At 69.5% G+C, this 21646-nt stretch carries 23 protein-coding genes and 1 riboswitch; of the genes, 10 read left to right on the top strand and 13 right to left on the bottom strand.

Annotated features, from left to right (window positions below; translation table 11 throughout):
* Positions 1-27: 27 nt before the first annotated feature.
* From AB0I69_RS03420 to AB0I69_RS03405, 4 genes are read right to left on the bottom strand one after another with little or no spacing between them, the layout of a single operon-like run.
* A complete protein-coding gene (locus AB0I69_RS03420) occupies positions 28-498 on the bottom strand; it encodes a DUF1003 domain-containing protein (RefSeq protein WP_363093813.1) in 471 nt (156 codons plus the stop codon).
* Between the two features lie 37 nt (positions 499-535).
* Positions 536-922 (bottom strand): PPOX class F420-dependent oxidoreductase, encoded by a 387-nt coding sequence (locus AB0I69_RS03415; RefSeq protein ID WP_363093812.1) that lies wholly within the window; start codon positions 920-922, stop codon positions 536-538.
* 10 nt (positions 923-932) lie between these two features.
* Entirely contained in the window at positions 933-1691 is a 759-nt protein-coding gene (locus AB0I69_RS03410; protein ID WP_363093811.1) for a type 1 glutamine amidotransferase domain-containing protein, read from the bottom strand.
* A 52-nt stretch (positions 1692-1743) separates the two neighbouring features.
* Positions 1744-2922, bottom strand: coding sequence for an aminotransferase class I/II-fold pyridoxal phosphate-dependent enzyme (locus AB0I69_RS03405; RefSeq protein WP_363093810.1), 1179 nt, complete (start codon positions 2920-2922; stop codon positions 1744-1746).
* A 238-nt stretch (positions 2923-3160) separates the two neighbouring features.
* Here AB0I69_RS03405 and AB0I69_RS03400 point away from each other — a divergent pair, with 238 nt between their 5' ends.
* Positions 3161-4528 (top strand): S1 family peptidase, encoded by a 1368-nt coding sequence (locus tag AB0I69_RS03400; RefSeq protein ID WP_363093809.1) that lies wholly within the window; start codon positions 3161-3163, stop codon positions 4526-4528.
* A gap of 95 nt (positions 4529-4623) precedes the next feature.
* Here AB0I69_RS03400 and AB0I69_RS03395 read toward each other — a convergent pair whose 3' ends face one another.
* Both AB0I69_RS03395 and AB0I69_RS03390 read right to left on the bottom strand, forming a co-directional pair.
* Positions 4624-4809, bottom strand: a complete 186-nt coding sequence (locus AB0I69_RS03395) for a hypothetical protein (RefSeq protein WP_363093808.1) — start codon at positions 4807-4809, stop codon at positions 4624-4626.
* Positions 4810-4909: 100 nt separating this feature from the next.
* On the bottom strand, positions 4910-6070 hold the full coding sequence (locus AB0I69_RS03390) for an ROK family transcriptional regulator (protein ID WP_363093807.1): 1161 nt from the start codon (positions 6068-6070) through the stop codon (positions 4910-4912).
* 182 nt (positions 6071-6252) lie between these two features.
* Between AB0I69_RS03390 and AB0I69_RS03385 the strand changes: the two genes are divergently transcribed.
* From AB0I69_RS03385 to AB0I69_RS03370, 4 genes are read left to right on the top strand one after another with little or no spacing between them, the layout of a single operon-like run.
* Positions 6253-7170, top strand: coding sequence for a sugar ABC transporter permease (locus AB0I69_RS03385; RefSeq protein ID WP_363093806.1), 918 nt, complete (start codon positions 6253-6255; stop codon positions 7168-7170).
* 15 nt (positions 7171-7185) lie between these two features.
* Positions 7186-8133, top strand: a complete 948-nt coding sequence (locus AB0I69_RS03380; protein ID WP_363093805.1) for a carbohydrate ABC transporter permease — start codon at positions 7186-7188, stop codon at positions 8131-8133.
* Positions 8134-8143: 10 nt separating this feature from the next.
* On the top strand, positions 8144-9487 hold the full coding sequence (locus AB0I69_RS03375) for a sugar ABC transporter substrate-binding protein (RefSeq protein WP_363093804.1): 1344 nt from the start codon (positions 8144-8146) through the stop codon (positions 9485-9487).
* A gap of 58 nt (positions 9488-9545) precedes the next feature.
* The gene (locus AB0I69_RS03370; RefSeq protein WP_363093803.1) at positions 9546-10745 is read left to right on the top strand and encodes a Gfo/Idh/MocA family oxidoreductase; all 1200 of its coding nucleotides are present in this window, start codon (positions 9546-9548) and stop codon (positions 10743-10745) included.
* A gap of 32 nt (positions 10746-10777) precedes the next feature.
* On the opposite strand, the gene AB0I69_RS03365 is transcribed toward AB0I69_RS03370, so the two are convergent.
* Positions 10778-11473: a L,D-transpeptidase gene (locus AB0I69_RS03365; RefSeq protein ID WP_363093802.1), complete on the bottom strand. Its 696-nt coding sequence runs from the start codon at positions 11471-11473 to the stop codon at positions 10778-10780.
* Positions 11474-11685: 212 nt separating this feature from the next.
* Between AB0I69_RS03365 and AB0I69_RS03360 the strand changes: the two genes are divergently transcribed.
* Entirely contained in the window at positions 11686-13086 is a 1401-nt protein-coding gene (locus tag AB0I69_RS03360; RefSeq protein WP_363093801.1) for a pyridoxal-dependent decarboxylase, read from the top strand.
* Here the strand turns inward: AB0I69_RS03360 and AB0I69_RS03355 are convergent.
* The gene (locus tag AB0I69_RS03355) at positions 13060-13863 is read right to left on the bottom strand and encodes an SDR family NAD(P)-dependent oxidoreductase (protein ID WP_363093800.1); all 804 of its coding nucleotides are present in this window, start codon (positions 13861-13863) and stop codon (positions 13060-13062) included. The genes AB0I69_RS03360 and AB0I69_RS03355 overlap by 27 nt on opposite strands.
* A 50-nt stretch (positions 13864-13913) precedes the next feature.
* Between AB0I69_RS03355 and AB0I69_RS03350 the strand changes: the two genes are divergently transcribed.
* Entirely contained in the window at positions 13914-14450 is a 537-nt protein-coding gene (locus AB0I69_RS03350; RefSeq protein ID WP_363093799.1) for a hypothetical protein, read from the top strand.
* A gap of 2 nt (positions 14451-14452) precedes the next feature.
* On the opposite strand, the gene AB0I69_RS03345 is transcribed toward AB0I69_RS03350, so the two are convergent.
* The 3 genes from AB0I69_RS03345 to AB0I69_RS03335 form a co-directional block, all read right to left on the bottom strand.
* Positions 14453-15367, bottom strand: coding sequence for an SDR family oxidoreductase (locus AB0I69_RS03345; RefSeq protein ID WP_363093798.1), 915 nt, complete (start codon positions 15365-15367; stop codon positions 14453-14455).
* An 86-nt stretch (positions 15368-15453) separates the two neighbouring features.
* The gene (locus tag AB0I69_RS03340; protein WP_363093796.1) at positions 15454-16083 is read right to left on the bottom strand and encodes an MBL fold metallo-hydrolase; all 630 of its coding nucleotides are present in this window, start codon (positions 16081-16083) and stop codon (positions 15454-15456) included.
* Complete coding sequence (locus tag AB0I69_RS03335; protein ID WP_363093794.1) at positions 16083-17171, bottom strand: S-(hydroxymethyl)mycothiol dehydrogenase; 1089 nt, start codon at positions 17169-17171, stop codon at positions 16083-16085. The genes AB0I69_RS03340 and AB0I69_RS03335 overlap by 1 nt, the downstream gene beginning before the upstream one ends.
* Positions 17172-17334: 163 nt before the next feature.
* On the opposite strand from AB0I69_RS03335, the gene AB0I69_RS03330 reads away from it, so the two are divergent.
* Positions 17335-19089 (top strand): ABC transporter ATP-binding protein, encoded by a 1755-nt coding sequence (locus AB0I69_RS03330; RefSeq protein ID WP_363093793.1) that lies wholly within the window; start codon positions 17335-17337, stop codon positions 19087-19089.
* A gap of 142 nt (positions 19090-19231) precedes the next feature.
* Here AB0I69_RS03330 and AB0I69_RS03325 read toward each other — a convergent pair whose 3' ends face one another.
* Positions 19232-19525 carry a hypothetical protein gene (locus tag AB0I69_RS03325; RefSeq protein WP_363093792.1) on the bottom strand — a complete coding sequence of 98 codons (294 nt, stop codon included), beginning with the start codon at positions 19523-19525 and terminating at the stop codon, positions 19232-19234.
* A gap of 170 nt (positions 19526-19695) precedes the next feature.
* Between AB0I69_RS03325 and AB0I69_RS03320 the strand changes: the two genes are divergently transcribed.
* The gene (locus AB0I69_RS03320; RefSeq protein ID WP_363093791.1) at positions 19696-20061 is read left to right on the top strand and encodes a nuclear transport factor 2 family protein; all 366 of its coding nucleotides are present in this window, start codon (positions 19696-19698) and stop codon (positions 20059-20061) included.
* A 78-nt stretch (positions 20062-20139) separates the two neighbouring features.
* Here AB0I69_RS03320 and AB0I69_RS03315 read toward each other — a convergent pair whose 3' ends face one another.
* A complete protein-coding gene (locus tag AB0I69_RS03315) occupies positions 20140-20628 on the bottom strand; it encodes a MarR family transcriptional regulator (RefSeq protein WP_363093790.1) in 489 nt (162 codons plus the stop codon).
* A gap of 60 nt (positions 20629-20688) precedes the next feature.
* Here AB0I69_RS03315 and AB0I69_RS03310 point away from each other — a divergent pair, with 60 nt between their 5' ends.
* The gene (locus tag AB0I69_RS03310; protein ID WP_363093789.1) at positions 20689-21528 is read left to right on the top strand and encodes a hypothetical protein; all 840 of its coding nucleotides are present in this window, start codon (positions 20689-20691) and stop codon (positions 21526-21528) included.
* Positions 21529-21554: 26 nt separating this feature from the next.
* Positions 21555-21639: riboswitch (ZMP/ZTP riboswitch) on the top strand.
* Positions 21640-21646 lie beyond the last annotated feature (7 nt).

Below are 21646 nucleotides of genomic sequence, written 5' to 3'. Positions count from 1 at the left end.
CCTCGTGCGACAGCATCGTGCGGCTGCTCAACTCGGCGTCTGTGTCCCGCCGTTCATCTTGGCGCGGTTCTCGGTGAGGAGTTCCTGGACGCGTTGTTCGACCTCGCGGGGGTCGAGGCCGAGCGCGGCGCCGATGTGTGCGGACCACACCTCTGAGCGGAGGTTGGTCTCGAAGTCGAGGTCCGCGCGGACGTTCTCGCGGGTCGCCTGGCGGTTCTGGCTGACCATGACGAAGGTCGACAGGAAGATGGCCTCCAGGCTGACGATCATCGTGAGCAGCCCGTAGGGGTACGGGTCGAAGATCCCGGCGTGCCCGAGGAGCCCTTGGTTGAGGGCGATCCAGACGGCGAACCACAGCGCGTGGATGTAGACGAAGAGCATGGTGCCGGCGAAGGCGGTGATCGCGTCGGCCACCCGGTCCTGGGTACTGCGCATCCGGGCGAAGACGACCCGCTCCTGCCGCAGCGGCAGGTTGGCCGGGTTCAGCGCGGGGTCCACGGGCGCTCCCTGGGTTCGGTGTGCAAGGGGTCGGTCCTCAGGGTGTGAGCGTCACGCGGATGCCGACGGTGCCGTCGAGCCCGCGGCGCAGGCGGCTGGCGAGGAGCGTGATGCGCCCGGTGAGGCCGTACTTGCGCGTGATGAGCTTGCGGTAGTGGGCGGTGGTCTCGGCGTCGCAGATCTCGGCGGTGCCGGGGACCTGGTTGCCGGTCGGGTTGCCGCGCAGGTCGCAGGGGCCCACCAGGACGTCGGCGCGGGCCCGGATGCGCTTGACCTTCCAGGAGTCGGCGACCGTCCAGACGCCGAGTGTCTCGCCGTCGCGCACCACCCACGTCGGGGTGGCGACCGGGGAGCCGTTCTTGCGGTAGCTGGTGATCAGCAGGTACTGGCCTGCGCCGAGCCGGTCCAGCGGGGTCTCGTCCATGGTCGGAAGTCTAAGCACCCGCCGGTGCCCGCAGGAGATCGAGATACCGGCGGGCGAAAAGGTATGCGTCGCCGGGCCAGCGCGCCGACAGGTAGGTGCCGTCCCGTACGGCGAACGCGTGCGTGTCGTCGCTCGCGGTGCCGCGCCGGGTGAGCTCCTTGGGGCCGCGTTCGAACTGCGTGCCGGGATCGTCGAGGGCGGCCCGCACCTCGTCCTCCACGTAGGCGGGGTAGGTGCGGTAGTAGCGGCCGAGGCGCCAGGCGGTGGTCAAGTAGGCAGTACGTTCCATGTACTTGGGCAGACAGGTCGTACGGCGTCCGGCGAGGACGCTGCGGCCGGTGTCCGGGTCCTGGGTACGGGCCAGGACGAGGACGCCGTGGCAGATCGCGCCGACCGGGCGGCCCAGCGACCAGAACTCCCCCACTGTGGAACGCAGTTCGGGCGAGCCCAGGTACTGCCGCATGCCGGGCGCGTGTCCGCCGGGCAGCAGCAGTCCGTCGAAGCCGATCACGTCCACGTCCGCCCACGCGACGGTGGCACTGAACTCCGGTGCCCGGGTGAGCTGTTCGTAGAAGCGCTTCGGTTCGTCCTCGGCGCCGAGCTGCCCGAAGAGGACGCCGGTCAGCAGGCGGGGGTCCGCCGCGGGCCGGGTCCCGGCCCGCTCGGTCGCGAAGACGACCTCGTGCCCGGCGTCGGTGAGCAGCCGCCAGGGCACGGCGACCTCGGTGACGTCGAAGTCGCGGTCGGGGACCGGCATCAGCACGCGCATGGGCTCATCATGGCAGTCGGGTCAGGTGTTCATGACAGCACTGCGGCTCGGCTCATCCCAGCGCCGCCGCCATCCGTCGTACGGCTTCCGTGATCACCTCGGGAGACGTCGCGAGATTGAGCCGTACGTGCCCGGAGCCACCGGTCCCGAAGTCGATGCCGGGGCTCAGCGCGACCCGCCCCCGCTGCAGGAAGATATCGGCCGGATCGTCGCCGAGGCCGAGTGCGCGGCAGTCGAGCCAGGCGAGGTAGGTGGCCTCGGCCGGACGGTAGGTGATCGCGGGCAGGTGCTCGGCGAGCAGGTCGGCGAGGAGGCGGCGGCTCTCGTCGAGGCCGGTCAGCAGGGCGTCCAGCCAGGCGGTGCCGTCGCGCAGGGCGGCGGTGTGGGCGATGACGCCGACGTGGCTCGGGCCATGGCCGACCTCTTCGGGGAGACGGTCCAGGTCGGCGGCGGACGCGGGGCCCGCGACGGCGAGGGCGGCCTTGAGTCCGGCCAGGTTCCACGCCTTCGACGCCGACATCAGCGACAGGCCGCTCTCTCCGCCCGGCACGCTCAGATAGGGCACGAAGGCCGCGCCGGCGGCGACGACCGGTGCGTGGATCTCGTCGGCCACGACCCGCACGCCGTGCCGCTCGGCGAGGGCGGCGACGGCGGCCAGTTCGGCGGCGGTGTGCACGGTGCCGGTCGGATTGTGCGGGCTGCACAGCAGGTACGCGGCCCGCCGCCCGCCTTCGGCCACCCTCCGGAACGCGTCCTCCAGGGCACCGAGGTCGATCCGCAGGTCGTCCCCCAGCGGCGCCTCCACCAGCTGCCGGTCCATGTGCGCCACGAACTGGAAGAACGGCGGATACACGGGCGGGTTCACGATCACCGCGTCGCCGGGCCCGGTCACCAGCCTGAGCATCTCGACGACGCCCAGCATGACGTCCGGCACGATCCGCGTCCGTTCCACGGCGAGCCCGTCCCAGTCCCACCGCTTCTCCGCGAACGCGGTGAGCGCCTCGGCGTAGGCCGTACCGGCGGGATAGCCGGTGTCCCCGAGTGCGAGCGCGTCCGTGACCGCGCGGACCACGGGTTCGGCGAGCGGCACGTCCATCTCGGCCACCCAGACCGGCAGCACGTCCTCGGGATAGGTGCGCCACTTCATGCTCGTACGACATCGCAGGCGGTCGAGGGTGAGCGCGCGCAGGGGATTCGGTTCACCGGAGGGGTCCTGCGGGATGCTGGTCATGGGGCTCAAGATAAGGGGATGTGCGCCGACCGGGCATCCTGAGCGCGGCACGCTCATGGGGCAGGAGATACGGCGGCGTAGAGCACCAGTTGTCCTTGAACAGGAACCCCGGCAGCTGAAGCCGATCTTCCACACGGTGAACGGGACGGTGCCGGGCCACGTATGGAGGAAGGGCACCTCAACGACCGGAGTGCCTCGCGGTGTTCGGCACCGCACGTTCGGGGTTCGGGAGCCAGGCATGAGGCACGCACGACGACGGGTCGTCCGGCGAGTGACACGGTTGACGGCTGTCGGCGGACTCCTGCTGGGAGGTGCCATGGTCACCCAGGCGGCCATGGCCAGTGACTCCTCGGGCACGTCCGCCGCCACGCTCAGCGCGCCGCAGACGCCCGCGGACAAGGGGTCCGCGCTGGTGGCGAAGCTCGGTTCTGCTCGTACGGCGGGCAGTTGGGTCGACTCCGGCGGCCGTACGGTCGTCGCGGTGACCGACGCGAAGACGGCGGCCGAGGTGACGAAGGCGGGTGCCGAGGCGAAGGTCGTGCGCTACAGCATGAACGAGCTGAACTCGGCGACCACCACGCTGAGTTCGGCACCCAAGGTGCCGGGCACCGCGTGGGCGATGGACTACCGGAACAACAGGGTGCTGGTGGAGGGCGACAGCAGTGTCTCCGCCGCCGCCTGGACGGCGATGACGAAGGTCGCGACCGGCATCGGCACCTCGGTCCAGATGCAGCGCACGCAGGGCAAGTTCACGACCCGCATCAACGGCGCGCAGCCGATCCTGTCGACCGGCGGACGCTGTTCGGCGGGCTTCAACGTGACCGACGGGACGAACGACTTCATCCTCACGGCCGGGCACTGCGGGCCGGTCGGGTCCATCTGGTTCGCCAACAACCAGGGCGACCAGCAGTTGGGCAAGACGGTCTCCGACAACTTCCCCGGCAGTGACTTCTCCCTGGTGCAGTACGCGAGCGGTTCGGCGGGCGAGGGCGCGGACGTCGTCGCGATCGGCAACGGCAGCGGCGTGACGATCACCGGCCTGGCCGACGCGGCCGTGGGCGAGAAGGTGTTCCGCAGCGGCAGCACCAGCGGGCTGCACGACGGCGAGGTGACCGCGCTCAACGCGACGGTGAACTACCCCGAGGGCACGGTCACCGGTCTCATCCAGACCACGGTGTGTGCCGAACCGGGCGACAGCGGCGGCCCGTTGTTCGCCAACGGCATCGCGCTGGGCGTGACGTCGGGCGGCAGCGGCGACTGCACGGCGGGCGGTACGACGTTCTTCCAGCCGCTGACCAAGGCGCTGGCCGCGCTGAACGTGAAGCTGCTGGTGGCGCCGAAGACGGCCGCCTCGCCCGCGCCGTCCGCCTCGGCCGCCGGCAGCGGGGCAGCCGCCGGTGCGGCGACGCCCGGGACCTCGGCGCCGGCGACGAACACCACGGCGGGCACGACGACGCTGGCGGCCCGGCTCACCGACCCCAAGAACGTGGGGCCGGGTCTGCTGGTCATCGCGGGAAGTCTGATCGCGCTGGTGGCGACGCGCTGGATACGGGCGGAACAGGACCGCAAGGCCTTCCAGCGGCACTACTCGGCGATGTGGGGCTGATCACGCGGGAGGGGTCGGCAAGGGGTTCGGCGGGCGGGTCACGAGGAGGACCGGGCGGCGGGATCCCTACGACACCTGCGTCTGCCCGGCGGCTCTCAGGCCGCCGTGGCCGGCTGCGGAGCCGCGGCGGCCCACTCCATCACAAGCCGCCGGTACTCCTCGCGCTGTTCGACGCTCAGTGTCCCGCCCGATCGGAGCCACAGGGCCCTGATCTCCTCGTTGACCTCGGCTGCCGATCGCTCGGTAACTGAATCAACACTGGTGGACATGGTGTGAAGCATACGGCGCTGTAGGTGAAGGCGATGTGAGTAATCGCGAGCTAACCGGACATATCGGACCGTGTTACTGATCACGTCCATCTGTCAAGCCCCGTAACGCATTTCACACCTCAGCCACACCCAGCACCAGCACCTGGATCGCCAACACCGCGGCCCCGCGGGCCCAGTCATGGAAGTCGGAGACCTTCGTCTCCACGTCGAGCGGGGCGGCCAGCGGATGCCGGTGGGCGCGGAGCGTGTCGTCAACCGTCTTGCCCGCCACGTCGATCAGGCCGACACCCTCTCCGGCGAGCAGGATCTTCTGCGGCAGCACGAAGTTGGCGATCTGGGCGACCAACGCGCCCAGCGCGCGGGCCGCTTCGTCGATCACCCGGGAGGGCATGGGCTCACCGGCGGCGGCGCGGACGAGTATCTCGTCGTAGGTCAGGTCGAGGCCGGTGGCGGCCTGGATCTGGTAGCGGATGCTGGGGATGGTCAACAGCGAGACGGCGCTGCCCCGTTCACCGGCCGGGGTGAGCGGGCCGTTGGGGTTCAGGATCCAGTGGCGGCCGAACCCGCGGTCCTCCTCGGCGTACGCCACCCGCTTCCCGCCGAGTACGAGGCCGTAGCCGATGCCCGCGCCGATGGTGAGGACGACGAAGCGGTCGAGGCCGCGCCCGGCGCCGAACCAGGTCTCGGCCTCGACGAGCGCGGCGACGTCGTTCTCCACGACGACCGGCAACCCGGTGCGCTCCTCGACGAGTTGGGCCAGCGGGACGTCGCGCCACTGCAGGAAGGGTGACTCCCCCACCACGGCGCGGTCCTGGACGAGGCCGCCGACACCGATGCCGATGCCCGTGAGGGTGGGGAACCGCGCGGTGAGTTCGCCGGTCATCTCCGCGAGCAGGTCGGCTACTTCGGCCGGGTCGTGGGTGGTGAGCGGTCGGTCCAGGCGGGCGACGATCTCGCTCCTGAGGGTGGTGACGACGCCGTAGACCATGTCCTCGGTGACCTTGAACCCGACGAAGGTGCGGGACTCGACGACCACGTCGAGAGGCTGCGAGGGGCGGCCCTGACGGACTTCGGCCGGGCTGCCGCCGTCGGGGACCTCGACCAGCAGGCCGGACTCGATGAGCGGCTTGGTGAGGCGGGTGAGGCTCCCCGCCGAGAGGTCGAGCCGCCGCGCGAGGTCGGTGCGCGACAGCGGGCCGTGGACGAGCACCTCGATCGCGACGGAGCGTTCACCGGGGCTCAGCGGCTGCCAGCTGGCGGCACGTGTGGTCATGAGGGTCACACTCCCACAAGGTCTCCCTCCCCGAGGTTTCTTTTCCTCTGGAAGTAACACAGCCACTCTACGGCCGAGATCTCCCACAGAAAAGACCCATGCACAGCTATTGACGCCTGGATTCTTTCGCGACAAAAGTAAGTGGCCCGAGGACGAGCCGTCGTAGACAAGGGAGTCTCCAGATGACCATCGCCTCAAGCAGTCCCCCGACCCGTCGGCCGCGGGCCCGTGAAGGCGGGGGCGACGGACGGCTGGCGGCGGTCTTCATCGCCCCGGCCCTGCTGGGCTTCCTGGTCTTCCTGCTCTGGCCGACCCTGCGGGGCATCTATCTGAGCTTCACCCGCTTCAACCTGCTGACACCGGCGAAGTGGGTGGGCCTCGACAACTACGACCGGATGGTCCACGACCCCATCTTCTGGTCGTCGTTGAAGGTCACCGTCGAGTACGTGCTCATCAACATCGGCATCCAGACGGTGTCGGCCCTCGCCATCGCGGTCCTGCTCCAACGGCTCACCCAGTCCGCCCTGTTGCGCGGGATCGTGCTGACGCCGTACCTGATGTCGAACGTCGTCGCCGGCATCGTCTGGCTGTGGATCCTCGACACCCAGCTCGGCATCGGCAACGAGATCATCGGCGGGCTCGGCTTCGACCACATCCCCTTCCTCGCCGACAAGACCTGGGCGATCCCGACGATCGCCGTGATCAACGTGTGGCGGCACGTCGGCTACACCGCGCTGTTGCTGTTCGCCGGGCTGCAGGCCATCCCGGGCGACATGTACGAGGCCGCGAAGGTGGACGGCGCGAGCGAGTGGCGCATGTTCTGGCGGATCACGATGCCGCTGCTGCGGCCGGTCCTCGCGGTCGTGCTGATCATGACGGTGATCGGTTCGTTCCAGGTGTTCGACACGGTCGCGGTGACCACCGCGGGCGGCCCGGCGAACGCGACGAACGTCCTCCAGTACTACATCTACGGCTCCGCCTTCGGGCGCTTCCAGTTCGGCTACGCGTCCGCGATGTCCGTGGCCCTGCTGATCGTGCTGAGCGCCATCACGTTCCTCCAGTACCGGCTCACCCGCGCCGGCCAGACCGACCTCGGCTGACCGGAAGGAGTCGACATGGCCACCCTGACCACCACGCCCAACACCCCTACGCCTACGGCAAAGCAGGAGATCGTACGGCCGCCCCGGCCCCGGCCCTCCGTCGGCAAGGTCGCCGCCTGGGTCGCGATGGCCGCGATCATGCTGATCACTCTGCTGCCCTTCTACTGGATCCTGCGCACCGCGCTCTCCACCAACACCGGTCTCGCCGCCCACCCCTCGGACCCGCTGCCGGTCGACTTCACCACCGGCGGCTTCGAGCGAGCACTCGGCCTCCAGTCGACCAAGGAGGCCATCGCACAGGGCGGTTCGGGCGGCGGACTGAAGTTCTGGCGCTATCTGCTCAACTCGGTGGTCGTCTCGACGCTGGTCACCGTCTGCCAGGTGTTCTTCTCCGCGATGGCCGCCTACGCCTTCGCCCGGCTGCGCTGGCGGGGCCGGGACCGGATGTTCGGGCTGTTCCTGGCCGGGCTGATGGTGCCGGCGATCTTCACCCTGCTGCCGAACTTCGTCCTCATCAAGCAACTCGGGCTCGTGGACACCCTGTTGGGGATCGCGCTGCCGACGATGTTCATGACGCCGTTCGCGGTGTTCTTCCTCAAGCAGTTCTTCATGAACATCCCGCGCGAGGTCGAGGAAGCCGCCCTGCTCGACGGCGCGGGCAAGATCCGCGTCTTCTTCCGGGTCCTGCTCCCGATGGCGTCCACACCGATCCTCACCCTGGGTGTGCTGACGTACATCACGTCCTGGAACGACTACTTCTGGCCGCTGATGGTGTCCTACAGCGACAGTTCCCGTGTCCTGTCGGTGGCGCTGGCCATCTTCCGCTCGCAGACCCCGCAGACCGGCTACGACTGGTCGGGCCTGATGGCGGCGACCCTCATCGCCGCACTCCCGATGCTCGTGCTGTTCTCGGTGTTCGCACGCCGCATCGTGAGCTCCATCAGCTTCACCGGAATCAAGTAAGGGGCAGGGCATGCGATTTCGTACGGTCATGGCACTGACCGGGGCGCTCGCGCTGTCCCTGACGGCGGGCTGCGCGAAGGGCGACTCCGTGGGATCGGCCTCGAACACGGTGACGTACTGGCTGTGGGACTCCAACCAACTCCCCGCCTACCAGGCCTGCGCGAAGGGCTTCGAACAGCAGAACCCCGGACTCAAGGTGAACATCACGCAGTTGGGCTGGGCCGACTACTGGACCAAGCTCACCGCGAGCTTCATCGCGGGCACCCAACCGGACGTGTTCACCGACCACATCCAGAAGTTCGGCCAGTTCGCCGACCTGAAGGTGCTCCAGCCGCTGGACGACCTCGGCGTCGACCCGTCCGCCTATCAGCCCGGACTTGCCGCCAACTGGCAGGGCCAGGACGGGCATCAGTACGGCACGCCGAAGGACTGGGACACGGTCGCCCTCTTCTACAACCAGAAGATGGCCAATTCGGCGGGGCTGAGCGCGGAGCAGCTGAACAGCCTGTCCTGGAACCCGACGGACGGCGGCACCTTCGAGAAGGCCATCGCCCATCTGACCATCGACAAGAACGGCAAGCGCGGCGACGAACCCGGCTTCGACAAGCACCACGTCAAGGTGTACGGCATGGCCACCGGGGGCGCCGGTGACTCCGACGGTCAGACGACGTGGAGTCCCTTCACCGCCTCGGCAGGCTGGAACTACACGGACAAGAAGCGCTGGGGCACGAAGTTCCAGTACGACAACAAGACCTACCAGTCGACGATCAAGTGGTACTTCGGCCTGGCGAAGAAGGGCTATCTCGCGCCGTTCACGGACTACAGCGACGGCGCCAACCCGCCCAACGCGCAGATCGCGGCCGGAAAGGCGGCGACCGCGTTCGACGGCGCCTGGATGATCTCCACATACGCCGCGGCCAAGGGCATCAAGGTCAACACCGCATACACCCCTACCGGTCCGACCGGGAAACGGGCGACGATGATGAACGGACTGGCCGACTCGATCACCAAGAACGCCCACAACAAGACGGGCGCGCGAAAGTGGGTGACCTACCTGTCGTCGAACAACTGCCAGAAGACGGTGGGGAGTTACGGCATCGTCTTCCCCGCGACCCCGGACGGCACGGAGGCCGCCGTCGCCGCCTACAAGAAGAAGGGCATCGACGTCACGGCCTTCACCCGGCCGGTCGCCGACAAGAAGGACTTCGCCACCTTCTCCTTCCCGATCACCAACTACTCGGCGGACGTGTACGCGTTGATGCGCCCCGCCATGCAGGACGTCTACGCCAATGACGCACCGGTCAGCGGCCTGGGCAAGACCAACAAGCAGATCAACTTCATCCTCGGTCAGTGACTCGTCGGTCGACGACTCATGAGTCAGTGAAAATCTCGTCAGAGAAGGACACGCACCTATGACGTTCTCCCTCGGCATCGTCGGAGCAGGCCAGTTCTCGGGCCAGTTCGCCAGACTGTTCCAGGCCCACCCGGGCGTGAGCGAGGTCTATGTCACCGACCTCCTGCCGGAGCGGGCGGAGCAACTGGTCGCCGAACAAGGGCTGGCGGGCACTTTCCCCTCCTACGAAGCGATGCTGGAGTCGAAGGCCGTCGACGCCGTCGCGATCTTCACCCAGCGCTGGACGCACGGCCCGCTGGTCCTCCAGGGGCTCGGCGCCGGAAAGCACGTGTACTCCGCGGTCCCCATGGCGATCAGCACGGAGGAGATCGCGGCGATCATCGACGCGGTCAAGGCGACCGGACTGACGTACATGATGGGCGAGACCAGCCAGTACAACCCGGCGACCGTGCACGCCCGCAACCAGATCGCGGAGGGCGCCTTCGGGCGGATCTTCTACGCCGAGGGCGACTACGTCCACGACATGGATCTGGGGTTCTACGAGGCGTACCAGTACAGCGGCGGCGAGGGCTGGAAGGCCACCGCCAGCTATCCCCCGCTGCTGTACCCGACGCACTCGGTCGGCGGGGTGCTCGGCGCCTGGCAGACGCACGCCGTGAGCGTGTCCGCGATCGGGGTCGTCGACGAACGCGGGGACGGTGTCTTCGACAAGGAGGTCAGCCAGTTCGGCAACGACTTCTCCAACGCCACCGCGCTGTTCGAGGTGGCGGGCGGCGGTTCGTTCCGTACGAACGAGTTCCGACGGGTGGGCTATCCCTCACAGATCCGGGAGTCGCGTTTCCGGTTCTTCGGGACCGACGCGAGCATGGAGCAGCTGGCGACGGTGGCCTTCTGGCAGGACAAGAAGGGGGTGCAGGACATCAGCGAGCTGCTGGAGCCCAAGCCCACCATGTCTCCTGACGATCCGTCACTCCAGCACATCGCGCCGGATCTTCGGGCCGCCTTCACCTCGGGCTCGGCGCCGGTGCACGACCGGTCGCGGCTGCCGCGGGAGTTCGACAACCTGCACAACGGCCACGAGGGCAGCCACCACTTCCTGGCGGACGACTTCGTGACCGCGGTCAACTCCCGCACCCTGCCGTCCGTCAACGCGTGGGTCGCGGCCCGCTACACCCTGCCGGGCATCATCGCGCACGACTCGGCACGGCAGGGCGGGGCGAGGCTGGAGATCCCGGACTTCGGAGACGCGCCCGAGTAACGGGCTTGGTGCGCAAGCCGGGTGACCGACTGTCAGGTGCCCGGCTTGCGGCCGTAGACGAAGACGTCGTCGCCGTTCTTCAGCAGCGACCAGTACTTCTTGGCGGTGGCCGGGGTCATGTTGACGCAGCCGTGCGAGCCCGGCGGGTTCCACATGCTGAGGTTGACCGAGTGGAAGGCCTGGCCGCCGTCGAAGAACTGGCTGTACGGCATGGGCACGTTGTAGATGTTCGAGACGTGGTCGATGTCCCGCCAGTAGATCTTCTTCAGACCGGTGCGGGTCTCGTAGCCGTTACGACCGGTGCGCACCGGGACCGGGCCGTAGACGAGGCGGCTGCCGTCCTGGATCCAGCTGATCTGGAGCGTGAGGTTGACGCAGGCGATCCGGCCCTTGTTCGTCGGGCACTTGCCGTCCTTGTTGGGCTTGTTGCCCACGGCCTTCTGCTTGTTCATCAGGTCCATCACGCCCCAGGTGACGGAACCCGCGTAGCCGATGTTCGGTGTGATGCCGTGCTTGGTCTGGAAGCTCCGTATGGCCTTGCAGTCGGCGACGGACTGCTTGCCGTCGACCGGCCGGCCGAGGAACTTCTCCACCTGCTTCTGGTACGGCCCCGTCTGCGTCGTACAGCTCGCCGCCATCGCCGGCGTGCTGCCCAGCACGAGCGTGAGCGGTGCCACCAGCCCGGTGATACCGAGCACCACGGCACCTCGTCTGCGTATGTCCCCCATGTCGAACCCTCCCCGTCGGCAAGAACTGCGATCTCTGCCACCTAGACCGGAGTATGCCGGTCGAGGTTGTAGTGCTGGTCACGCTGCGACGAAACGGTGACATTCCTCGCCTGACGGTCACCGTGCGCACCGGTGGCCGTGCGCCACTCAGCAGTCCAGTTCCCCCGAAGTGGCCCGATACCCCTCCCGCCACCGCCGCCTACGCTGCCGCCATGCACCGCACTCTCGCCGACGATCTCTCCCGGCTCCCCGCGCTCCTCCAGTCCGCCCGTGACGTCGCCGCCCGCGAGCTGGCCGGGGTGGACGAGCGGCCGGTCGCCCGGCTCGACAAGGCGCCCGACCGGGAGCCGCTGCCGGTCGAGGGGGCCGGTGGCGAGGCGGCTCTCACCCGGTTCGCCGAGCGGTGGGCGCCCGGACTCTCGGGGTCGGCGGGCCCGCGCTACCTCGGCTTCGTGACCGGTGGTGCGACGCCCGCGTCGGTCGCCGGGGACTGGCTGACGAGCGCGTACGACCAGAACGTGTCCGGGGCGGCCGGTTCCTGGGCGGCGGCGCTGGAGCGGGAGACGGTCGACTGGCTGCGCGAGCTGTTCGGGCTGAGCGAGGCGCACTCCGGGGCCTTCGTGACCGGCGCGACCATGTCCAACACGGTCGGGCTGGCGATCGCCCGCGAGTGGCTGGGCGAGCGCCTGGGCGTGGACGTGTCCCGGGACGGGCTCGCCGCGCTCGGCCCGGTCGACGTGCTCTCCGGCAGCCCGCACTCCAGCGTCACCAAGGCACTGTCCGTGCTGGGCATCGGGCGGGACCGGCTGCGCCATGTGCCCGTGCTCGCCGGGAACCGCGAGGCCGTGGACGTGGCCCAACTCGACGCAGCGCTGGCCGAGTTGGACGGCCGTCCGGCGATCGTCGTCGCGAACGCCGGCACCGTGAACACCGTCGACTTCGACGACCTGCGGTCGATCGCCGCCCTCAAGGAACGGCACGACTTCTGGCTGCACGTGGACGCCGCTTTCGGCGGCTTCGCCGCGCTCTCCCCCGCGTACGCCCACCTCGTCGACGGCCTCGACGCGGCCGACTCGGTCTGCGTCGACCTCCACAAGTGGCTCAACGTGCCCTACGACGCGGCCGTCCAGTTCACCCGTCGCCGCGACCTCCAGACCAGAGTGTTCCACAACGCGTCCCCGTATCTCGGCCTGCCGACCGGCGACCCGGACTTCCTCCACCTCACCCCCGAGAACTCCCGACGGCTGCGCGCCCTCCCGGCCTGGTTCTCCCTTCTGGCGTACGGCAGTTCGGGGCACCGCGAGATCGTCGAGCGCAACGTCGCCCTCGCCCACCGCCTCGGCGAGGGCATCGCCGCGCTCCCGGGTCTGCGGCTGTCGGCACCGGTCCGGCTGAACGTCGTCTGCTTCACCGTCGCCGAGAACCCCACGCAGGAGCGGGTGGCCGCCGTGGCGGAGGCCGTCGCCGCCACCGGTGAGGCGTTCCTGACGCCGACGGTGTACGACGGGACGCCCTCGCTCCGGGCCGCGTTCAGCAACTGGCGTACGTCCGAGGCCGATACGGACCGGGTGCTGGCGGCGCTTGCTTCACTGCCCGTGGACCTCCCGGGCTGAAAGGGCCCGCAGGAAACCGGTGTTGACCGCGGTCAGCCCTCCGTCGACGGTGAGCGTGGTACCGGTGATCCACGAGGCGTCCCGCGAGGCGAGGAACGCGACGGCCGCGGCGATGTCCTCGGGCTCACCGACCCTGCCGAGCGGATACAGCCCGCGTACCGCGTCCAGTTCGTCGTCCCGGCCCTCCCACGCCGAGGTCCGTACCGTGCCCGGCATCACCAGATTGACCCGCACGCCGCGCCGGCCGGCGTGTCCGGCGAGGGTGCGGGTCAGCGAGGCGAGTCCGGCCTTGGCCGCGCTGTAGGCGTGGTTGCCGAAGTCCTGAGTCCCGTTCACGGAGCCGATGTTGACGACGGCTCCGCGTCCGGAGGCGACCAGGTGCGGGAGTGCTGCCTTGGAGGAGCGGTACGGTCCCGTCAACGTGATGTCGAGGTCGCGTGCCCACTCGTCGTCGGGCTCGTCCTCGAAGAGCGGGAGGTCGGGCGTGCAGTGCGCGGCGCTGTTGACCAGGACGTCGAGCGCCCCGAAGGACTCGACGGCCCGGGCGACGGCCCTCTCCACCGCCTCCCGGTCCCCCACATCACACCCGAACGCCTCGGTCGCCAGGCCGAGTTCGCGCAGTGCCGCCGCCGTCTTCTCCGCCTCGGGCAGATCGACGTCGGTCATCAGAACCCGCGCCCCCTCCTCCGCGAGCCGCCGGGACACGGCCGCACCGATGCCGCGGGCCGCGCCGGTGACGAGAACTCCGTACCCCTCGAAGCGCGTTGTGTCAGTCATGAACGCGAACCTACTGCCGGAACGATCAACTCGGCAGATAGCGTGCGGACATGAACGCGTTCATACAACAACTTCCCGCGCTCATCGGTGTGGTGATCGGCGCCCTCGGTTCCTATGTGGCGGTCGTGCGCGGCGAGCGGGTGAGGTTCCGTCGTGAGCGGGAAGCCCGTTGGGAGGAGCGGCGGCTGGAGGTGTACGCCGAGTACGCGCGGACGCTGAAGAAGTCCGTGACCCTGACGTACCGGGTCGCGTCCCATCTCGGCAACGACCCGCATCCGTATCCACTAACCCCTGCGGAGGCCGCGCCACTGATGGCCGAGGCGACCGCGGCCGGGGATCCGGCCGGAGAGACACTGCTCATGCTGGGCAGCGCGGATGTGGTGGCGAAGGCACGGGTCTGGGTCACCGCCCTGCTGGCGATGGAGAGGTTCCTGCGCGAGGGCACGCACGATCCGGAGGCGTGGCAGGACCTGCTGCAGCGACAGCGGGAAGGACGCCAGGGCTACTACGCGGCCGTACGCGACGACTTGGCCCTGCCGCCAGGCAACTCGGCCGCTTGGGCGCTGGCGCCCGCCCGCCCCGCGTGAACTCACCGATAGCCGCTCGTGTCCGCCGGTTTCCCCACGTCCTGCACCTCCACCAGGTACCGCCACGCGTCCGGGCGGCTGCCGTCGAGGTCCGTGAAGCCGTACACCGGGGCGAGTCCGCCGCTGGACAGCGACTGCCCGTTCCAGCGGGCCACTTGGGGGTCGGTGGCGAGGGCGGTGACAGCGCGGCCGACGTAGCGCGGGGTCTCCGAGATGGCGAAGTGGGGTACGCGGTGCAGGGCGTCGCGCCAGTTCTCCTCGCGGACGCCGAACTGGTCGAGCATGATCTCCGACCGCAGCCAGCCCGGGGTCAGCGCCAGAGCGGTGGCGCCGCGTGGGCCGAGTTCGTGGCCAAGGGCGAAGGCCATGCGCAGGACGGACGACTTGGCGAGGTCGTAGAAGAAGGAGACGCGGTAGGTGTCGCGGTTGTACTCGGCGGTCCCGTCGGTCACTTCGACGACCAGGCCGCCGGGCCGACGCAGCAGCAGGGGCAGGGCGTGATGGCTGGTGATCGCGTGTGTCTCGACCGCCAGCCGGAGGAGCCGGAGCCCCTTGTCGAGGTCGTGTTCCCAGACGGGAGTGTCCCAGGCGAAGAGGTGCTCGCCGCCCCAGATGTCGTTGACGAGGATGTCGAGGCGGCCCTGTTCGTCGTCGACACGGTCGACGAGGGCTCGTACGGCCGACGGCTCCAGGTGGTCCGTGGGTACGGCGATGCCCTGGCCGCCGGCCGCGGTGACCAGGTCGGCGGTGTCCTCGACGGTCTCGGGCCGGTCGTACTCGGAGCGCAGCGCGCGGGTACTGCGTCCCGTGACGTAGACGGTGGCACCGGCCGCGCCCAGTTCCACGGCGATCCCGCGTCCCGCTCCGCGCGTCGCCCCCGCGACCAGCGCGACCTTGCCTTCCAGTGGGCCCGGCATGTCCGACCTCCCGTGCTCGTTCGACCTTTGTCACGTCGATCGTGCAGGAGAAGCCGGACACCCTCTGTCGGGTATTAGCCGGTGTCTCAGTGGCCGCGCGCGATCCACTCCTCCAGGTGCGCGGCCTCCGCGCCGACGGTCGTCGAGTCACCGTGCCCCGTCAGGACCTTCGTCTCGGGCGGGAGGGTCAACAGCCGTTCCCGGATGGAGTCGATGATCGTCGGGAAGTGGGAGTACGACCGTCCCGTGGCCCCCGGCCCGCCGTGGAAGAGCGTGTCACCGGTGAAGACCGTGCCGAGCCCGGGGTCGTACAGGCACACCGCGCCGGGCGCGTGACCGGGCGTGTGCAGGACCTTCAGGTCGGCACCTGCGGCCTCGATCACCTGACCGTCGGCCAAATGGGCGTCGGGGTCGCGGTCGGGGTGGGTCTGCTTCCACAGCGGCAGGTCGTCGGGGTGCAGCCAGATCGTGGCGCCGGTGCGGTCGGCGAGTTCGGGTGCGGCGTCGATGTGGTCGTTGTGGGCGTGGGTGCAGATGATCGCGGTCAGCCTGCGGTCGCCGATCGCCGCGAGGATGGCGTCGGCGTCGTGGGCCGCGTCGATGACGACGACCTCGTGGTCGTCGCCCACGATCCACACGTTGTTGTCGACGTCCCAGGTGCCGCCGTCGAGCGTGAACTGCCCTGACGTGACGAGGTGTTCGATACGAGCGCCCATCACAGCTCCACCACCGAACGCAGCACATCGCCACCGTGCATCCGCTCGAACGCCTTCTCCACCTCGTCGAGTTGGATGGTCTCCGTCACGAACGCGGCCAGGTCCAGGCGCCCTTGCTGATGCAGGTCGATGAGCATCGGGAAGTCGCGGGAAGGCAGACAGTCGCCGTACCACGACGACTTGAGCGAGCCACCACGCCCGAACACATCCAGGAGCGGCAGTTCGAGCTTCATCTCCGGCGTGGGGACACCGACGAGGACGACCGTGCCGGCGAGGTCACGGGCGTAGAAGGCCTGCTTGTACGTCTCCGGGCGGCCGACCGCCTCGATGACGACATCGGCACCAAAGCCACCGGTGAGTTCGCGGATCGCCTCGACGGGGTCGTTCGTCTTCGAGTTGACGGTATGCGTGGCCCCCATGGAGCGGGCCTTCTCCAGCTTCCGGTCGTCGATGTCTACAGCGATGATCTTCGCCGCCCCGGCGAGCCGGGACCCGGCGATCGCAGCGTCACCCACACCACCGCACCCAATAACCGCGACGGTGTCACCGCGCCCGACGTTGCCGGTGTTGATCGCAGCGCCGATGCCCGCCATCACCCCGCAGCCCAACAGCCCGGCGACCGCCGGGGAGACGGCCGGTTCGACCTTGGTGCACTGTCCGGCGGCCACCAGGGTCTTGTCGGCGAAGGCGCCGATACCCAGGGCCGGGGACAGTTCCTGGCCGGTCGAGGCAAGGGTCATCTTCTGCTTCGCGTTGTGGGTGTTGAAGCAGTACCAGGGGCGTCCGCGCAGACAGGCGCGGCAATTGCCGCACACGGCACGCCAGTTGAGGATCACGAAGTCGCCGGGGGCGACGTCGGTGACGCCCTCGCCGACCGACTCCACGATGCCGGAGGCCTCGTGACCGAGCAGGAAGGGGTAGTCGTCGCTGATGCCGCCCTGTTTGTAGTGCAGGTCGGTATGACAGACCCCGCAGGCCTGTACCTTCACCACGGCCTCACCGGGTCCGGGATCGGGTACGACGATCGTCTCGACCCGGACCGGCTCGTTCTTGCCCGGTGCGATCACGCCGCGTACTTCCTGCGCCATGGTCCTGAACCCTTTCGTCGGCCGTTGTCCCTGCCTACGACCCTACGCGTGACTGATCGGTAAGGCCCACGCGTACCGCCATGGCCGTCACCTCCACCGCCCCTCTCACCGCGGTCGGTGACCGACGTAGCCTGAATGCTCCGACCGATTCCCGAGGAGCACCGTGAGCATCGCAGCGACTCAGAGCGCTCCGCCGGCCTGGCGGTTGCTCCTCGACTACGTACGACCGCACCGCTGGGCCCTGTTGGCGGGCGCGCTGCTCTCGCTGGTCACCGGGGGCACCGGACTGCTGCTGCCGCTGGTGGCACGGGGGCTCATCGACGACCTGTCGCACGACCGGACGATCACCGGGGCGCTGCTCGCGATGTCGGCGCTGGTGGTCGCCAACGCGGCGCTGGGCGCGCTGGGTTCATACGTTCTGCGGCGTACCGCGGAGTCGGTGGTGCTCGGTGCCCGACGCACCCTGTCGTCGTATCTGCTGCGGCTGCGGATCTCCGCCGTGGACCGCAGCGAGCCGGGTGACCTGATGGCCCGCATCACCTCCGACACCACGCTGCTGCGCGAGGTCACCACCGATTCGCTGGTCGGCCTCGGCACCGGAGGGCTCACGCTCGTCGCAACTGTCGTGATGATGGGCCTTGTTGACCCGGTGCTGCTGGGCGTCACCCTGGCCGTGATCGCGGGCGCGGGCACCGTGCTCACCCTGATCCTGCCGCGCATCAACCGGGCCAGCCGACAGGCACAGGACGCGGTCGGCGTGATGGGCGCCTCGCTGGAACGCATCCTCGGCGCACTGCGCACGGTGAAGGCGTCCGGCGCCGAGGACCGCGAGGAACGCACCCTGCACGCGGCGGCCGAGGAGTCGTGGCGGCAGAGTGTGCGGGCCGCCAAGTGGAGCGCCGCCGCGGGCAATACGGCCGCACTGTCGATGCAGGTCGCCTTCATCACCGTCCTCGCGGTGGGCGGCGCACGGGTGGCGACCGGCGCGATCGACATCGGCACACTGGTCGCGTTCCTCCTCTACGTCTTCTATCTCATGCAGCCGATCCAGCAGGTCGTCGGCGCGATCACGCAGTACCAGACGGGCGCCGCGGCCCTCTCCCGCATCCAGGAGGCACTCCAACTCCCCGCCGAACCCCCGTCCCTGCCCGCCCAGTTGCCCTCCCCCGGCGCCGAGCCCGCGGCCCTCGCCTTCGACGACGTCCGCTTCCGCTACGCCGACGACCTGCCCTATGTCCACCACGGCGTGACCTTCGAGGTACCGGCCCAGGGCATGACGGCGTTCGTCGGCCCGTCCGGCGCGGGCAAGACCACCGTGTTCTCCCTCATCGAGCGCTTCTACGACCCCGAGTCCGGCGCGATCACCCTCGACGGCCGGGACCTCGCGGACTGGGAGCTGTCCGGGCTCCGGTCCGCCATCGGTTATGTGGAGCAGGACGCCCCGGTCCTGTCGGGTTCCCTGCGCGACAACCTGCTGCTCGGCAACCCGGACGCGGACGACGACGCCGTCACCCGCGTCCTGAAGACGACCCGCCTCGACGGCCTGCTCGCCCGGCTGCCCAAGGGCATCGACACCTTGGTCGGCCACCGCGGCACCCGCCTCTCGGGCGGCGAACGCCAGCGTGTCGCCATCGCCCGCGCCCTGCTGCGCCACCCCCGGCTGCTGCTCCTGGACGAGGCGACCTCGCAGCTGGACGCGGTAAACGAGGCGGCCCTGCGCGACACCGTCGCCGATGTGGCCCGTACGACGACGGTTCTGGTCGTCGCGCACCGGCTGTCCACGGTGACGATGGCCGACCGGATCGTCGTCATGGACGCCGGCCGCGTCCGCGCGGTGGGCACGCACCGGGAGCTGGTGAGTGCCGACCCGCTCTACGCGGAGCTGGCGGCGACGCAGTTCCTGGCGACGGCGGGCTGAGCGCGCGGCACGCGGGACGTTCGCGTTCGCCCAGCGAAATACGCTTCACGTGAATGCCGCCGCGGACACGTCCCGGCAACGCGAAGGGCCGTCCGTTTCCGGACGGCCCTCAGAAAGCGCGTGCTCAGCAGTACCGCAGGCTCTACTCGACAGCGGGGAGGAGTCCCGTGACCGGCGCGGCGAGGTCGGTGACCTGATGCAGCTGCTGGAGGTCGTTCAGGTGGTTCAGCGCCTTCATCTGGCCGGCGACCTTCGGGATCTCCGCCTGGTGCTCGGCGGGGATTTCACTCACCGCGAGCGAGTCCAGCAGGGCGACCGGGCTGACCTTGCCGTCCTTGAAGGCGGGCGCGTCGGCGGCGTTCGCCATCGGCGCGACGAGGCCGGTGACCCCGACGGCGAGACCAACGGCGGCGGCAATACGTCGTGTTGAGATCATGCCTTCAGCAACGCGGACGGTCCCCGCACGGTCACGGGCACGGGGCACCGCTCACCCGTCAGGCGCAGTGGGCCGTTGCGTTTGCCGAGGCCGCCGTGACGGAGGAGTCTCGTAGGAAAGGCCCGTCGCGGCCCGCTCCTGTTCGGGCCGCACCCTCTGAGGAGGTCACCATGGGCACCGCGGCACGCTCCGGCTTCGACACCGATGCACTGCGCCGGGGCATCGAGGATCACACAGCGGCGACACTTCTGTCGCTCTACGCGGACGACGCCGAGATCCACGTCGTCGACCACCAGACACAGCCCAGTCACCCCAAGGTCCTGCACGGCCGGGACGAGATCGGCGCGATGCTCGCCGACGTCTACAGCCGCGACATGACGCACAAGTTGGAGGAGTGCGTCGTGGAAGGGGACCGTGTCGCCTACAGCGAATCGTGTCAGTACCCGGACGGGGCCAGGGTCCTCGCCGAGTCGATGCTCCTGCTGCAGGACGGCAAGATCACCCGGCAGACCATGATCCAGGCATGGGACGGATAGCGAGGATGGTGCCGAAGGTCCAGATCAGCACTCGTCTGACCTGGACCTTCTCGGCGAGCACGGCACCTGCGCGGTCCGCTACGACTCGACGGCGAGCACCAGTTTCCGCAGCAGGTCTGCGAGCGTCCGCCGCTCTGCTGGGGTCAGTGCTGCGAGCAGCGCGATCTCGCCCTCTTCCTCGGCCACCGCATGCTGCTCGAACACGGCGTATCCGGCGTCGGTGAGCCGCACTCGTACCCGCCGCCGGTCCCCCGTCTCGTGGGTACGGACGATCAGCCCCGCCTCCTCGATGGTCACCAGCCGCGCGGACAGCGCCCCACGGGTCAGCCCGAGCAGTTCGGCGAGATGCGAGGGGCTCGTCTCGTACGGTGGCCCGAGCCTGCGCAGCATGAGCAGCACCTTGTACTGCCACTGCTTGAGCCCGTCGGAGTCGAGCATGTCCCGTCGCGTCCGGCCGGCATGACGCGCGAGGATCGCCAGCCGGAAGAAGATCGCCTCCTTCACCGGGTCCAACCAGGCCAGTTCCTTCGCCCAGACCGCCACGTGCCGGTCGACCGAGTCCTCCACCGTCTGCCTCCCGCAGTAGTTTTCTTGTGGATAGTTTTTCGCCTAACTACCTTCCCCCGCATGACATCCACAGTGAACGCGGTCATACCCGTCGAGGAACTCATCGCCACCGCACAGGAGTTGAGCGTGACGGGGAGGTGGAAGCGCGCCTCCCGCCTCCTGGACACCTGCACCGCCGACGATCCCGAGTCCCGGGCGCGGATCGCCCGTGCCGCCGCCCAAGTCGCCCTGGAACAGGACTGGTTCGCCGGTACGGACACCGCGGCGGCACGTATCGAGGCGGCCGAGAAGGAGTTCCCGGGCGGTGACTGGGACCTGGACTTCGCGCGGCTGCGCAACACCTACCGCCGACTGCTCGTCGTCGACGGCCGGCTCCGGTTGGGCCCCGACGGCAAGGATCCGGAGGACCTCGCGGCCCTGCGCCGTGAGGCGGAGTCACTGCGGGACAGCGCGCCGGACGAGGTACGCCGGGGCTGGGCCGAGATGTACCTCGGCCTGATCACGGACAATCACTTCGCCGACCTGGCGGGCGCGCCGCCCCACTACGCGTCCGCGCTGCGCGCCGCCGAGCAGGGCGACGACCCGTTGTTGGCCCGCGAGGCCCTGCGCCACCTCGGCGACCACGACCACGATGCCGGTGACCACGCCCGCGCCCTGGACCGCTGGAGCCGGGCGGCCACACTGGGCGCCGCCGCGGGCACGGTCCCCGGCACCCTCTCCCAGCAACTGCTGCTCGCCGTCCTGGCCCGGGACTCCGGCGACGAGGCCGGGGCCACTGCGCTCTCGACGGAGGTCGCCCGCTGGGCGGAAGCCATCGGGGCCGTACGCCTCGCGGCGCAGGCCCGGGGGTTCCTCGCCGGCGTCGACCCGACGGCAGCGCCCGCGGAGACCGGCTCCTGACAGTCGTAGAGCCCTCGGTTACGCTGTTCGTGGGTCGTGACTGGCGCTGAGGTGGAGCACCACCGTGGAGCGGCCCACGCGGAGTCGATGCCGTGCGCCTGGGCGATTGGTCAACCAG

The sequence above is a fragment of the Streptomyces sp. NPDC050508 genome, from assembly GCF_040655155.1.
Taxonomy (GTDB): domain Bacteria; phylum Actinomycetota; class Actinomycetes; order Streptomycetales; family Streptomycetaceae; genus Streptomyces.
This window is presented reverse-complemented; position numbering and strand designations above follow the sequence as displayed.